General features: G+C 76.6%; 10 protein-coding genes. 4 read left to right on the forward strand and 6 right to left on the reverse strand.

The features are described from left to right. Positions 1-2: 2 nt before the first annotated feature. The 4 genes from GCU56_RS19620 to aceB are packed head-to-tail and all read right to left on the reverse strand — an operon-like array spanning position 3 to position 9,114. Complete coding sequence (locus GCU56_RS19620; protein ID WP_345771956.1) at positions 3-1,196, reverse strand: sensor histidine kinase; 1,194 nt, start codon at positions 1,194-1,196, stop codon at positions 3-5. After that, on the reverse strand, positions 1,109-6,220 hold the full coding sequence (locus GCU56_RS19625) for a SpoIIE family protein phosphatase (RefSeq protein ID WP_163483453.1): 5,112 nt from the start codon (positions 6,218-6,220) through the stop codon (positions 1,109-1,111). The genes GCU56_RS19620 and GCU56_RS19625 overlap by 88 nt, the downstream gene beginning before the upstream one ends. A gap of 7 nt (positions 6,221-6,227) precedes the next feature. Then, entirely contained in the window at positions 6,228-7,490 is a 1,263-nt protein-coding gene (locus GCU56_RS19630) for a DUF6986 family protein (RefSeq protein WP_345771957.1), read from the reverse strand. Between the two features lie 52 nt (positions 7,491-7,542). Then, a complete protein-coding gene (gene aceB / locus GCU56_RS19635) occupies positions 7,543-9,114 on the reverse strand; it encodes a malate synthase A (RefSeq protein WP_163483455.1) in 1,572 nt (523 codons plus the stop codon). A gap of 62 nt (positions 9,115-9,176) precedes the next feature. Here aceB and uraD point away from each other — a divergent pair, with 62 nt between their 5' ends. The 4 genes from uraD to pucL are packed head-to-tail and all read left to right on the forward strand — an operon-like array spanning position 9,177 to position 11,882. Next, positions 9,177-9,698 (forward strand): 2-oxo-4-hydroxy-4-carboxy-5-ureidoimidazoline decarboxylase, encoded by a 522-nt coding sequence (uraD, locus tag GCU56_RS19640; protein ID WP_163483457.1) that lies wholly within the window; start codon positions 9,177-9,179, stop codon positions 9,696-9,698. Next, positions 9,695-10,012 carry a hydroxyisourate hydrolase gene (gene uraH, locus GCU56_RS19645; RefSeq protein WP_163483458.1) on the forward strand — a complete coding sequence of 106 codons (318 nt, stop codon included), beginning with the start codon at positions 9,695-9,697 and terminating at the stop codon, positions 10,010-10,012. The genes uraD and uraH overlap by 4 nt, the downstream gene beginning before the upstream one ends. A gap of 15 nt (positions 10,013-10,027) precedes the next feature. Continuing rightward, positions 10,028-10,933, forward strand: a complete 906-nt coding sequence (locus GCU56_RS19650) for an arginase family protein (RefSeq protein ID WP_163483459.1) — start codon at positions 10,028-10,030, stop codon at positions 10,931-10,933. A 58-nt stretch (positions 10,934-10,991) separates the two neighbouring features. Beyond that, positions 10,992-11,882 carry a factor-independent urate hydroxylase gene (gene pucL / locus GCU56_RS19655; protein WP_163483460.1) on the forward strand — a complete coding sequence of 297 codons (891 nt, stop codon included), beginning with the start codon at positions 10,992-10,994 and terminating at the stop codon, positions 11,880-11,882. A gap of 26 nt (positions 11,883-11,908) precedes the next feature. Here pucL and GCU56_RS19660 read toward each other — a convergent pair whose 3' ends face one another. Both GCU56_RS19660 and GCU56_RS19665 read right to left on the reverse strand, forming a co-directional pair. Beyond that, positions 11,909-12,391 carry a hypothetical protein gene (locus tag GCU56_RS19660; RefSeq protein WP_163483462.1) on the reverse strand — a complete coding sequence of 161 codons (483 nt, stop codon included), beginning with the start codon at positions 12,389-12,391 and terminating at the stop codon, positions 11,909-11,911. Between the two features lie 111 nt (positions 12,392-12,502). Beyond that, a complete protein-coding gene (locus GCU56_RS19665; RefSeq protein WP_163483464.1) occupies positions 12,503-14,086 on the reverse strand; it encodes a methyl-accepting chemotaxis protein in 1,584 nt (527 codons plus the stop codon). Between the last annotated feature and the right edge of the window lie 11 nt (positions 14,087-14,097).

Consider the following 14,097-nt stretch of genomic DNA (forward strand, 5'->3'; position numbering starts at 1 on the left):
GGTCAGCGCAGCCGCGTGCTCAACCGGACGGTCAGCCCGTCCGCCCCGGGCAGCAGATCGACGGAGTCCCAGAGCTTGCGGGCCAGCCACAACCCCATCCCGCCGCGGCTGAGGTCGTCGCCGTGGGCAGGACGGAAGCCGGCCAGCGGGTCCCCGAACTGCCGGCCGGCGTCGGTGATGGCGCAGACCATCTGGCTGCCGTCGGTCCACAGCCGGGCCGAGACGGGGGGCCGGCCGTGTCGGAACGCGTTGGCCGCGACCTCGCTGGTCGCCAGGTGCAGGTCCTCCCGCTGGTCGCGGTCGGGCACCCGCTCGGCGAGCACCGCACCGATCGCGTGCCGTAGGCCGGCCAGCGAGGCCGCCGCACCCACGACCAGGGCCGGGGGCGTGTCCTCGACCGGGTCCCGCGGCCACGGCAGCGCCGGGATGTAGTCCAGGGGATCCCGGAACGCCGGGCTCGGCACCAGCGCGTGGCCCTGGACCAGCTCCGGGTGGGTCGAACCCGCGCTGGCCACCACCTCCGGGACCAGCCGACGGCGGTCGTAGACGCACACCGACGTGACGGCGTCGTCCTGCAGCAGCCGGTTGCTGGCCGACTCGTAGCGCAGGCCCTCGCGCCAGCCGGCCGGCCGATCGCCGAAGTCCACCACGGACAGCACCCGCAGCCGGCCGCTCGGCGCCTCCTCCGCGCGCTGCACGAACCGCCGGGCGGAGCTGAGGACGTCGGGGGCCCGCGCGCCCAGCAGGCTCAGGGCGGTGTCCGCCTCGACGCCCGGTCCGGCCTCCCCGAGCTCGGCGCAGACCAGCTCCACGACGTCCGGCGGGCAGGTCATCGCGACCAGGTCCCCCGCCCGCACCCCGGCCTGCAGGAACGGCAGTGCCACGGCCAGCAGCTCGGCGTCGGACGTCACGACCGCAGCGGCGTGCCGGAACCGACCGGCAGCGACGGGGCGGCGGTCCGGGGGAGCCGACGTCGGCGCGCCGTCCCCGCGCTCCGCTGACTCCACCGGCCCCGCCCTCTCGATGGCCGGGGCTGCCCGGCCGACTGATCCGCCATTCTGGGCCACGCGGGCCCTCCCCGGTCCCGCAGGGCGCGGTGTGCGCGTCGTCACGCGGACGGCGGCTCCTCGACCACCTGTCCCCCCACTCCGGCCCAGCCGAGTATGCGCGCGGGGGGCGTGCCGCGCTCCGTGCACACCTGCAACGCCAGACCGGCCTCCTCCGCGCGGGCGAGGGCCTGCAGCACCATCCCGACCCCGGCACTGGCCAGGTACGTCGTCGGCCGCAGGTCCAGCAGCACCGGCGTCCCCGCCGGCAGTTCGGCGAGGCGGGCGAGCACCTGGTCGCGCACCGGACCGGCCGTGCCCAGGTCGACCTCGCCCGTGACCTCCAGTCGCAACCCGTCGGCGTCCTCGTGCACGAGCAGCCGGGCCGGGCCGCCGTCCCCCAGCCGTGGCGCCGGCCGCGGTGCCGGCGCACCCGGGCCGACGGGTGGGGGCACCAGCCGGAAGCGGACGGCGGTGCCGGCGCCGTCCTCGTGGCTCACCGTGACGTCGGCGCCCAGTGCGCTGATCATCTCCAGGCCGCGCCCCCGGTGGCCGCGGTCCTCCGGCGGCGGCCGCCAGACGCCGGTGTCCCGGACCTCCACGCGCACCGCGCCGTCGCCGTCCGGCGCGAGCCGGTAGGAGCACTCGCCGGCTCCCGTTCCCCCCGCGAAGGCGTGCTCGACCGCGTTCGCCAGGGCCTCCCCCAGAGCCAGCTGCAGGTCCTCCGCCGTGTCGGCGGGCAGGCCGGCCGCCGCGGCCCAGGCCGTCACCCGTCGGCGGACGCCGGCCAGCCGGCCCGGGTCGGCGGGCAGCCGCTCGCCGAGCGGCGGCGGCAGCAGGCGGGCGGCGATCACGGCGACGTCGTCGGGCTGGTCGGCGTCGGCCAGCACCTCGGCGAGCAGCTGCTCGGTCAGCCGGCCCGGAGGGGCCGCGGCGTGCCGGGCGGCGGCGACGCGAACGCGTTCGATCCCGACGTCGAGCAGCTCGCCGCGTCGCTCGACCAGGCCGTCGGTGTAGAGCAGCAGGGTCGTGCCGGGTGGGACGTCCGCCGTGCCCTCGGTGAAGGGCCGGCGGCCGGCCACGCCGAGCACGGTGCCGGAGCCGCCGGTCTCGAGCAGCCGGCCGCCCTCGGCGGTGACCAGCAGCGGCGGCGGGTGCCCCGCCCGCGCCCAGCGGACCGTGCCGGCACCGACGTCGATGACCAGGCAGGCGGCGGTCGAGGCCAGCGCCCCGGGCAGGCGGGCGGCGAACCGGTCGAGCAGCTCCAGGGACTCGGCCGGTCCGCAGCCGTTCAGCAGGGCGGTGGACAGCGCGCTGCGCAGCTGGCCCATGACGGCGGCGGCGGCCGGGCCCTGGCCGACGACGTCGCCCACCGCGATGGCCACCCGGTCGCCCTCGAGCTCCACGACGTCGTACCAGTCACCACCGGCCTGGCTGCCCTCGGCACCGGGGAGGTAGTGCGCGGCGAGGGCGAGCCGCTCCAGCCGTGGCAGCTGGGCCGGCAGCAGGCTCAGCTGGAGCGTCTCGGCGATCCCCCGCTCGGAGCGGTACAGCCGCGCGCGGTCGAGGGCCTGGGCGCACTGCTCGGCGACGGCGAGCAGCATGCCGCGCTCGGTCGGGGTGAACCGCTGCACCGTGGGCCAGGCGACGGCGATGACCCCCACCACGCGGCCGGCGACCACCAGCGGGAGCCCGACGTTCGCGGCCAGTCCGTAGGACTGCACCGCCGCGGCCAGCTCGGCGGGGAGCTCGCGCTCGTCCGGGGGGAGCGCGGTCACGTCCTGGACCCAGACCGGACGGCGCTCGACCACCGCGGTCGTCGCGACCAGCGGGGCCGACAGCGGCAGGCTGCTCCAGCGCGCGCGCCCCTCCTCGCTGCCGCCGCTGATGGTCAGCGCGGCCAGGGCGCGGTGGGACGCGTCGAGCTCGTACACCGCCACCCGGCTGTCGGGGCCGGTCAGCGCGTTGATGTGGCCGGCGGCGACCTCGGCGACCTCGACCGGCGTGGTGGCGGCCGACAGCTCGGCGGTCGCCCGCTGCAGGAGGGCCAGCCGGTGGGCCGCCGCCCGCTCGTCGGCGAGCAGCAGGGCGTTGTCGACGGCCAGGGCCACCCGGACGGCGATCTCCTCGCCGAGCGCCCGGTCGTCGTCGGTGTAGGGCGGCGCGTCCGCCCGACGGCCCAGCGTCAGGACGGCGAGCACCCGCCCGCGGACGGTCAGCGGGAGGGCGAGGACCGAGGCGACCGCGAGCGGCGGCGCGACCGCCGGGTGGTCGGGACCGAGGCCGGTCGCCCCGGCGAGCGTCCGGTGCACGGCGGACCGCCCGGTCGCCACCACCTCCGGGCCGACGCCCACGTCGGGGTCCAGCCCGGCGAGCGCCTCCTCGGTCTGCCCGTCCAGGGCGGCGATGCCCGCCCAGCGCAGGCCGCCGTCCTCCCCGACGAGCCGCACCGTGCAGAACTCGGCCATCCGGCGGTCGACGACGAGGCGGACGAGGGCGCCGAGCTGGCCGTCGACGGTGGTCTCGCCGTCCAGGACCGCGCCCACGTCGGCCAGGAGGGTCTGCCGTTCGGTCTCCTGGATCCGGGCGTTCACGTCGGTGCAGCTGCCGACGTGCCCGGCGAAGGAGTCCCCCGCGCCGATCGGGGCCGCGCGCTCCAGCAGCCAGTGGTAGGCGCCGTCGCTGCGCAGGAGCCGGAACTCGACCTCCCAGCCCACGTGCCGCGCCCGGGCCTCGGCCACGACGGCGGCGTAGCGGTCGCGGTCCTCGGGGTGCACCCGGTCGGCCCAGCCCGCGTCGAGCTCGTCCCGCTGCGGCCGGCCGGTGTAGGTCGTCCAGGCGCGGTTGACGAACACCCGCCGTCCGGCGGCGTCGGCCACCCAGATGAAGGCCGGCGCGAGGTCGGCCATGGCGGTGAACCGTTCCTCCGCGGCGCGGCGGGCGCGGCCCAGGTGCAGGTGCGCGCCGACGCGGGCGAGCAGCTCCTGCGCGGAGAACGGCTTGACCAGGTAGTCGTCGGCTCCGGCGGCCAGACCCTCGACCGCGGCGTCCTCGCCGGCGCGGGCCGACAGCAGCAGCACCGGGATGCGCGCGGTCCGGGGGTCGTCGCGGAGGGCGGCCAGCAACTGCATGCCGTCCAGCCCGGGCATCATCACGTCGCTGACGACGAGGTCGGGCGGGTCGGCCACCGCCGAGTCCAGCGCCTGGCGGCCGTCGGGGACGGTGCGGACGTCGTAGCGGGGGGAGAGCAGGCGCTGGAGGTACCCGCGCATGTCGGCGTTGTCGTCGGCGACCAGCACGCGGCCGGGCGACCCGGGGGCGGCGGCCGGAGCCGGTGCCTCGGCCTGGGCCTCGGGGGCGTGCAGCCAGCGCAGCGCCTCGGTGACGAACGGGACGGCGGCGGCGGAGACGGCCGGCGCCGCCGTCGCGGCGTCGGCGAGCCGATCGGCCGGCAGGTGCGCGGTGCCGACGGGCAGGGTGACCGTGAACGCGGTGCCGACGCCGGGGGCGCTGTCGACGTCGATGGTGCCGCCGTGCAGGTCGACCAGCTCGCGCACCATCGCCAGACCGATGCCGCTGCCCTCGCCGGAGCGGCTCCGGGCGTCGACCACCCGGTGGAACCGCTCGAACAGCCGGGGCAGCTCCTCGGCCGGGATGCCGGTCCCGGTGTCGCTCACGGTCAGTTCCACCGCCGCACCGACCCGGCCCAGCCGCACGGTGATGCCCCCGGCGAAGGTGAACTTCAGCGCGTTGGAGAGCAGGTTGAGGACGACCTTCTCCCACATGTCGCGGTCGACGTGCACGGGTTCCCCGAGCGGCGGGCAGTCGACGGTGAACTGCAGGCCGGCGCGGGCGACCGCCGACCGGAACACGCTGGCCAGCTCGGCCGTCGTCTCGGCGAGGTCGACCGGCTCGAAGCGGGCCTCGATCCGGCCGGCCTGGATGCGGGAGAAGTCCAGGAGGGTGTTGACCAGCTTGCCCAGCCGCTGGGTGTTCCGCTCGATCACCTCCAGCTCCTCCCGGATCCGGGGGTCGGCAGCGAGGGCGGGTGCGGCGCGCAGCTCGGCGACCGGGCCGGCGATGAGCGTCAGCGGCGTCCGGAACTCGTGGCTGACGTTGCTGAAGAAGTCGGTCTTGGCCCGGTCGAGCTCCGCCAGCGCCTCGGCCCGCTGCCGCTCGGCCTCGTGACTGGCGGCGCTGGACAGGGCGGAGGAGATCTGGTTGGCCACCAGCTCCAGGAAGCCGCGGTAGCCGTCGTCGTACCGGCGGTGCGGGTTCAGCCCGACCACGAGGAAGCCGGCCACCGGGCCGCGCCCCTGCGCCCCGGAGACGATCGGCAGTGCGACCGCCTGCACCGGTGGCTGGCCCCAGGCGCCGGTCGGCAGGTCGGGGATGCGGCCGTCGAGCTCCGCGAGGACGTGCTCGCCAGCCAGGGCCCGCCGCAGCGACTCGTCCGTGGCGCCGTCCGGGGCCAGGACCGACGGCAGCACCGCGGACCCCGGCTCGACACCCGTGGCGCAGCCCAGCCGGGCGTCCCCCTCGCCGTCGAGGAGGTAGGTGGCGCTGAACGGCAGGTCGGCCGGGTTGCGGGCCAGCTGCGCGCGGACGGCGGTGAGCACGTCCGCCTCGGTGCGGACCGCGCCCACGGCCGCCGCCAGGTCGCGCAGCGTGGTCATCCGCCGCTCGCCGACGACGCTGTCGGTGGTCTCGGTCACCACGCAGAACAGGCCCGCGGTCCGGCCGTCGTCGTCGGGCAGGGGGCTGTAGGAGAACGTGTGGTACGTCTCCTCGGAGTAGCCGTTGCGCTGCAGGAAGAGCAGCAGGTCCTCGTCCCACGTCGCGACGCCGGTGTCGAGGACCGCCTGGACGCGCGGGGCGATGTCGGGCCAGATCTCTGCCCAGACCTCGGAGGCGGGCCGGCCGAGCGCCCAGGGGTGCTTGGCCTGCAACGTGTCGTGCCGGTAGGCGTCGTTGTAGAGGAAGCTGAGCTCCGGCCCCCAGCCGGCCCACATGGCGAAGCGGGACGTCAGCAGGATCCGGATCGTGTGCCGCAGGGCGGAGGGCCACGTCCCCGCCGGCCCGAGTGCCGTCGCCGTCCAGTCGCGCTCGGCCATCGCGCGGCCGGTCTCACCGCCCCCGGCGAAGAGCGACCGCTCGGGCTGGTCGTCGGTCACGGCGCCATCACACGGGGATGGTAGGTCGCCCGCCGTCGCCGCCGCCGGAGTGGCCGGGATCGGCAGGACGCCCGGCGAGGACGTCGAGGGTGGACCGGTCGGCCCCGGTGGAGGCCCGCACCTCGGCGTCGTCCAGCGCTCCGCAGTCCAGGCCCCGCAGCACCACCGCGGCCAGCGCGCGGGCGGTCGCCGGCTCGTCGAGGACCCCGCCGTCCACCCGCTCCAGGTAGGCCGCCAGCCGGTCGCCGGCCGCCGGCAGCGCGGCCCGGAAGAACGCGTACGTCGCGGCGTACCGGGTGACCAGCTGCGCCGGGTGCAGGTCCCAGCCCTGGTAGAGCCCGCGTCCCAGGGCCCGCCGCACCAGACCGGCGTGCAGCCGCCAGGCGGCGTGCACCTGCTCACCGGTGCCGACCGGCAGCACGTTGGTCGAGCCGTCGACCGCGTGCGCCCCGGTGCCGGCCACCGCCAGCTGCATGACCTGCTTGGCGAGGTCGGCCGCGGGGTGGTCGGCGGACTGGTGCGCGGCCGCGATGCCCAGCGCCGCGCTGTAGTCGTAGGTGCCGTGGTGCAGGCCGGTCAGCCGGGGCCCGGCCGCGTGCACCAGCCGGGCCGCCGTCACCGTCCCGTCGGCACCCAGCACCGCCTGGGGTGTCTCGATCTGCAGCTCGAGGTCGAGGCGGACGAGGTGCGCGGCCTCCAGGGCGTCCAGCACGGGGAGGAACGCGCGCACCTGCTCGACGTCGGTCACCTTCGGCAGCGTGACCGTCACCCGCCACGGAGTCCCGGCGAGGGCGCCGAGGAAGAGGTCGAGGGTGCGGACGGCGCGCCGCCGGGAGGGCGCCTCCAACGACCTGACGCGGATGCCGACCGACGGCGGGAGGGTCCCGGCGCTCCGGTCGGCTGCCACCGCGGCGGCGGCGCGCAGGACGTCGGCGTCCTCGGCGTCGGGCGTGCCGCGGTAGCCGTCCTCGGCGTCCACCCGCAGGTCCTCCACCGGCTCGGTGCTCAGCTTCGCCCGCACCCGGGGCCACACCTGGTCGGCCAGCTCCGGGTCGAGACCGAGATCGGGCCGGCCGTGCTCGTCGAGGGCGGCCAGCGCGCCCCTCCCCCAGGACGCCGCGAGGCCGGGGGTGACCGCGTCGGCGGGCACGTAGCAGGTGTGCACCGGCTGCCGGCCCGGTCGCTCGCCCGGGTAGCCGGCCGCGCGGGCCGCGTCGACCGGCGCCAGCCTCCGGTCCAGCTCGGCCAGCACCTCCTCGGGCAGGGTCACGGTACGGCCCCGGCCCGGGGCCCGACCCGGGCTCGCGGGGGCACCGGGGACCTCAATCGACCAGCTCGTAGGCGGGGAGGGTGAGGAAGTCGGGGAACTCGTCGGCCAGCGCGACCTGCTCGAACAGCCGGCGGGCGTCCTCGAGGCGGTCCAGCTGGCCGATGCCGGCGACCTCCTCCTCGACGACCCGGCGGACGAGCTCCTCGGTGACCGTCTCCCCGCTGTCGAGCACCACGCCCGCGTGCACCCACTGCCACACCTGCGAGCGGCTGATCTCCGCGGTGGCGGCGTCCTCCATGAGGCCGTGGATGCCGACCGCGCCGGTGCCGCCCAGCCAGGCCGCCAGGTAACGGATCGCCACCTCGACGTTGCCGCGCAGCCCGGCCATCGTGCGCTCCCCCGGCACCCCCGCGACGTCCAGCAGCTGGGCGGCGGTGACGGCCACCTCCGGGCGCTGCCGGTCGAGCTGGTTGGCGCGCCCGCCGAGGACGGCGTCGAACGCCGCGCGGCACAGCGGCACGAGGTCGGGATGGGCCACCCAGGAGCCGTCGAAGCCGTCGCCGGCCTCGCGGGCCTTGTCCTCGCGCACCTTCGCCAGGGCTCGCTCGTTGACCTCGGCGTCGCGGCGGCTGGGGATGGCCGCGGCCATCCCGCCGATCGCCATCGCCCCGCGCCGGTGGCAGACGGCGACCAGCTGGTCGGTGTAGGCCCGCATCATGGGGGCGGTCATCGTCACCGCCGACCGGTCGGGGAGCACGAACTCCGGTCCGGCCTCGCGGAACACCTTGATCACGCTGAACAGGTAGTCCCAGCGTCCGGCGTTGAGGCCGGCGGCGTGGCTGCCGAGCGCGTGCAGCATCTCCTCCATCTCGAAGGCCGCCGGGATGGTCTCGATCAGCATCGTCGCCCGGATCGAGCCCGCCGGGAGGTCCAGCGCCTGCTCGGTGGCGTCGAACACCAGCGCCCAGAGCCGCGCCTCCAGGTGGCCCTCCAGCTTGGGCAGGTAGAGGTAGGGGCCGCTGCCGCGGGCGAGTTGCTCGGCGGCGTTGTGGAACAGGTACAGCCCGGCGTCGACCAGGGCGCCGACCGCCGGCTCGCCGTCGACCAGCAGGTGCCGCTCGGGCAGGTGCCAGCCGCGCGGCCGCGGCACGATCGTCGGCAACTCGGCGTCCGCGCGCAGCCGGTACTCGCGGCCGTCCGCGGCGGTGTGGGCCAGGGTCCGGCGGACGGCGTCGCGGAGGACCACCTGGCCGCCGACGACGTTGCCCCAGTGCGGGGTGTTGGCGTCCTCCAGGTCGGCCAGCCAGACCTGCGCCCCGCAGTTGAGCGCGTTGACCGCCATCTTGGGCTCGGTCGGGCCGGTGATCTCCACCCGCCGGTCGACCAGGCCGGGCGGCGGCGGGGGGACCTGCCAGTCGCCGGCGCGGACGTCGGCGGTCTCCGGGCGCTGCTCGATCCAGCGGGCGGCGGCGATCTCGGACCGGCGGGTGGCCCGCGCCGCGAGGAGGGCGTCGCGCTGGGTGCGGAACCGGGCGTGCAGGCCGGCGACGAACTGCAGCGCCTCCGGGGTCAGCACCTCCCCGCCGCGCTCGACGTCCGGGCCGGCCACGCGCACGTCCACCATGGGCACGACCCTGCCGCATCGGAGGCGGCACCGCGACGACGCGGGCTGGCAGGCTGACGGCCATGTCCGCCCTCGAGGACCTGAACGCCGCCGGCGCCGACCGGGTGGTGCAGGCGCTGCGGGCCTGCAACGCCGCCCCGCGGTTCGCCGCCGAGCTGACGGCCGGCCGGCCCTACCCCGACGCCGACGCGCTCGTCACCCGCGCCGAGCAGGTGGCCCGGGCCCTGCCGTGGGAGGAGGTGGCGCTGGCCCTGGCCGCGCACCCGCGGATCGGCGACCGCCCCGAGGGGTCCTCCGCCGAGGCCGAGGCCTCCCGGCGGGAGCAGAGCGCGGTGAGCGGTGCGGACGACGCCACGCGCGCCGCGCTGGTGGAGGGCAACCGGGCCTACGAGGAGCGGTTCGGCCACGTCTTCCTGATCCGCGCGGCCGGCCGGTCACCGGAGGAGATCCTGGCCGAACTGCGCCGGCGGCTGGACGCCGACGAGGAGGCCGAGCGTGCCGAGGCGACCGAGCAGCTCGCGCAGATCAGCGCCCTGCGGGTGCGGGAGCTGGTCACCGACGGCGCAGCGGAGGTGGGCCGGTGAGCGTCAGCACGCACGTGCTGGACGCGGTGCTCGGGCGGCCGGCGGCGGGGATGGCCGTCCGGCTGCTGGCCGGTGAGGACCTCGTCGCCGAGGGGGTCACCGACGCCGACGGTCGCTGCCGCCTGACCGAGGCGGCGACCGGGCCCGGCCCCCACCGGCTGGTGTTCGCCACCGGGGCGTGGTCGGCCGGGGAGGGGCGGGAGACCTTCTACCCGGAGGTGGTGCTCACCTTCGCCGTCCGGGACCCCGACGAGCACCACCACGTGCCGCTGCTGCTGGCGCCGTTCGCGTACTCGACCTACCGCGGCTCCTGAGCCGGGAGGGCGGCCATGGCCGAGATCGAGCTGATCGGGGTCCCGTTCGACGGGTTCGGGCGCGCGGGCAACCAGGCACTGGCGGCGGACGCCCTGCTCCGGGCCGGGCTGGCCGGGGCCTTCGCCGGTGCCCGCATCGGGGAGACCGTCCTCGAGCTCCCCCCGCCCGACCCCCGCCGGGGCGCGGCGACCGGCCTGCTCAACGAGCCGGCGCTGACGGTCATGGTGGACGCACTCGCCGGGCGGGTGGCCGCAGCGGTGGGCGCCGGCCGGTTCCCCGTCGTCCACGGCGCTGACTGCAGCACCCTGCTCGGCACGGTCGACGGCCTGCGGACGGCGTCCGGTCGGGCCGGCCTGGTCTTCGTCGACGGCCACGAGGACACCATGCCCCTCGACGTCTCGGAGGACGGCGAGGCGGCCAACGCCGAGCTGGCCCTCCTGCTCGGGCGGACCGGCCACCTGCTCACCGGACCGCTGCGCCGGCGGCTCGGCACCCTGGACGCGTCCGCGCTCGCCGTCCTCGGGCCGCGCGACGACGACTGGCGGCGCCGGTTCGGCGTCGCCTCGCTCCGGGACGCGGGGGTGTGGCTGCGGGACGTCGACGAGGTGGCCGCCGATCCGCGGGGAGCCGGCCGGGCCGCCGCCTCGCACGTCGCGGGGGCGGCCGCGGCGTGGTGGCTGCACGTCGACCTGGACGTCCTCGATCCCGTCGAGTTCCCCGCCCAGGGACTGCCCGGCGTGCCCGACGACCCGGGCGGCCTGACCTGGCCGCAGCTCACCGACCTGCTCCTCGCCGCGCTGGGCGTCGCCGGCTGCGCGGGCTGGAGCCTGGCCATCTACGACCCCGAGCAGGATCCCGGTGGTGTCTCGGCCCGCCGCATCGTGCGGCTGGCGCGGGAGGTCGCCGCGGCTCTGCCCTGAGACCGACGACGTTCCACGTGCAACACGACCGCACCGACGGCCAGGGAGGCTGCCCCGCATGGCGATCCGGCTCGGGCCCAACCAGTACGGCAAGGCGGAGGTCCGCGTGGTCGCGGTGGACCGGAGCCGCCCCGCGCACACGCTCGTCGACCTCGACGTCAGCACCAGCCTGCGGGGCGACTTCACCGCCGCGCACACCGCCGGCGACAACGGTCACGTGCTGACCACCGACACCCAGAAGAACACCGTCTTCGCCTTCGCCCGCGACGGGGTCGGCTCCCCGGAGGCGTTCGGGCTGCGGCTGGCCCGCCACTTCGCCGGCCGCCACGACTGGATCAGCGGCGCCCGCGTGGCGGTCGAGTCCTACGGCTGGGACCGGATCACGGTGGGCGGCCGGCCGCACGACCACGCGTTCCGGCGCGACGGCGGAGAGGTCCGGACGGCGGTGGTGACGGTGGACGGCGACGACGTGCACGTGCTGTCCGGACTGCACGACCTCGTCGTCCTCAAGACCACGGGCTCGGAGTTCTGGGGTTTCCCGCGGGACGAGTACACGACGCTGGCCGAGACCCGTGAGCGGATCCTCGCCACCGCGGTGACCGCCCGCTGGCGCCACCTCGGGGACGACCTGGACTGGGACGACGCCTTCGACGGCGTCCGGACGACGCTGCTGGAGACCTTCGCCGCGACCCACTCCCTCGCCCTGCAGCAGACGCTGTACGCGATGGGCGAGGCCGTGCTGCAGCGCTTCCCGGCCGTCGCCGAGGTGCGCATGTCGATGCCGAACCGGCACCACTTCCTCCAGGACCTGTCCGCGTTCGGCCTGGACAACCCCGACGTCGTCTACCACGCCGACGACCGCCCGTACGGGCTGATCGAGGGGGTGGTGCTGCGCGACGACGTCCCGCCCGCGGAGGCCGCCTGGCAGGCGACGCCGGGCTTCTGCTGAGCCCCCGGGAAGGCGCGCCGCGGGGCTCAACCGGGGCTGTCGATGCCGACCCCGCCGAACAGGACGTCGGCGTGGATGCGCAGATCGGCGCCGGGCTGGTCGTCGGTGCGCGTGGTCCGCCCGCCCTCGGAGAGCCCGACCCCGCCCACTCCGCGCAGGGTCCACCACACCCGCCAGCCGGCCGGCACCTCCACCCCCACGCCGCCCATCAGCGCCCGCACGGTCACGTCGATGCCGCCGGGGACCCTCGGCAGCGCGGTGAGGTCGAGCCCGGCGCCGCCCATGACCAGGTCCAGTCGGACCCGCGACAGCTCCGGGTTGGTCGGCTTCAGCTGCACGCCGCCGACCACGACGACCCGCCGGATGCCCGCGGTGCCCTCGTCGCCCTCGTCCTTGCGGCGGGCGACCAGCCGGCCGGTCACGGCGAGCACCGCCTGGAACGCCCCCCAGCCGAGCAGCCAGGGCAGCGCCTTCCGGACGGCGGGGGGCAGCGAGCGCGTCGTCCTCATGCCCCCAGCCTGCCCGCCGGGCACGCCGCTGCCCAGTGCGCCACCCCGGGGTCGACGGGCGCGTCCGGCCCCCTGCAGGGACCGGCCGCGAGCCGGCAGGGGGAGTCGCCGTCAGTAGCGGAACTGGCCCACCGACGCGCTGAGCGCCGCGGCCATGCGGGCCACCTCGTCCATCGCCGTCCGCGCGTCGGTCATCGCCGCCGTCGTGGCGCCCGCGGCGCCGGCCACCGCACCGATGTTCTCGGCGATCTGGCCGGCCGACATCGCCGCCTCGGCCACGTTGCGGTTCATCTCCGTGGTGGTCGCGGTCTGCTCCTCGACCGCCGCGGCGATGGTGCCCTGCGAGTCGTTGATCAGGCCGATGATCTGCGAGATCTCGCCGATCGCCCGCACCGCACCGCCGGTGTCGGCCTGGATGGCCTCGACGCGGGCGGTGATGTCCTGCGTCGCCTTGGCGGTCTCCTGGGCCAGCTCCTTGACCTCGTTGGCCACGACGGCGAAGCCCTTGCCCGCCTCTCCCGCGCGGGCGGCCTCGATGGTGGCGTTGAGGGCCAGCAGGTTCGTCTGCTCGGCGATCGCGGTGATGACCTTGACCACGCTGGCGATCTCCAGGGAGGACTCCCCGAGCTTGGCGACCGTCGCGGTGGTGGCGTCGGCGACGTGCACGGCCTGTCCGGCCACCCGGGCGACCTCGCTGGCGTTGCGGGCGATCTCCCGGATGGAGGCCCCCATCTCCTCCGAGCCGGCGGCCACCGTCTGGACATTGACCGAGACCTGCCCCGCCGCCTCGGCCACGACGCCGCTCTGCACCGAGGACTCGTCGGCCAGCCGCGTCATGTCCTGCGCGGTCACCGACAGCTCCTCGGTGGCGGAGGCCAGCGTCGTCGACGTGTCCCCGATGCTCGTGAGCACCCCCCGCATGGTGGCCATCGAGGCCTCCAGCGCGGCGGCCATCCGCCCGACCTCGTCCCGGCTGGTGACCCCCGATGTCGCGCGGAGGTCGCCCTCGGCCAGGTCGGCCAGCACGGCGCCCACCCGGTTCAGCGGCCGCACGACCGAGCGGGTGACGACCCAGCCCAGTCCGCCGAGCACCAGCACCCCGACGACGGCCACCAGCACCGCGAGGGTGATCGCCGTCGACCGCTGCTCGGCGCTGTCCGAGGCGGCCGTGGCCGCCTCGGAGCCGACGGCCTCACCGACGGCCGGCAGCTCCTCCTCCAGCGCCGTGAAGGCCGCCCCGAAGCCGGGGTAGGCCGCCCGCGCCGCCACCGGGTCGGTGCCGGCGAGCGTCACGATGTCCGCGGCCGAGGCCAGGTAGGCCTCCACCGCCGGGGTGGCCGACTCCACGGCCGCGGTCACCTCGGCGCTCAGGCCGTCGGCGAGGACCGCGGCCAGGGACGCCCGGAAGGTGTCGCCGTGGTCCTGCAGGTCGCCGCGCGCCGCGGCGTACTCCGGCCCGGCGCCCGAGAGCAGCGCCGCCAGGACGTCCCCCCGCACCGCGTCGTGCATCATGTCCGCCTCGAGCGCAGCGCCGGTGGCGCGCGTCGTGGCCAGCAGCTCGTCGGTGCGTTCCCCCGTCGCGCGCAGGGCCTGCACCGTGATGACGGCGAAGACGGCCAGGACGACGGCGCCCACGGCCACGAGGGCGGCGAGCTTGACGCCGAGCGGGCGGTCGGACCAGAGGTTGCGCGCCATGGGGCACTCCT

The sequence above is a fragment of the Geodermatophilus sabuli genome (assembly GCF_010686765.1).
GTDB lineage: Bacteria > Actinomycetota > Actinomycetes > Mycobacteriales > Geodermatophilaceae > Geodermatophilus > Geodermatophilus sabuli_A.

Bases quoted from the DNA above. Each gene is read 5' to 3' on its own strand.
- aceB (WP_163483455.1), bottom strand. From the start codon at position 9,114: ATGGTGGACGTGCGCGTGGCCGGCCCGGACGTCGAGCGCGGCGGGGAG.
- uraD (WP_163483457.1), top strand. From the start codon at position 9,177: ATGTCCGCCCTCGAGGACCTGAACGCCGCCGGCGCCGACCGGGTGGTG.
- GCU56_RS19650 (WP_163483459.1), top strand. From the start codon at position 10,028: ATGGCCGAGATCGAGCTGATCGGGGTCCCGTTCGACGGGTTCGGGCGC.
- pucL (WP_163483460.1), top strand. From the start codon at position 10,992: ATGGCGATCCGGCTCGGGCCCAACCAGTACGGCAAGGCGGAGGTCCGC.
- GCU56_RS19660 (WP_163483462.1), bottom strand. From the start codon at position 12,391: ATGAGGACGACGCGCTCGCTGCCCCCCGCCGTCCGGAAGGCGCTGCCC.
- GCU56_RS19665 (WP_163483464.1), bottom strand. From the start codon at position 14,086: ATGGCGCGCAACCTCTGGTCCGACCGCCCGCTCGGCGTCAAGCTCGCC.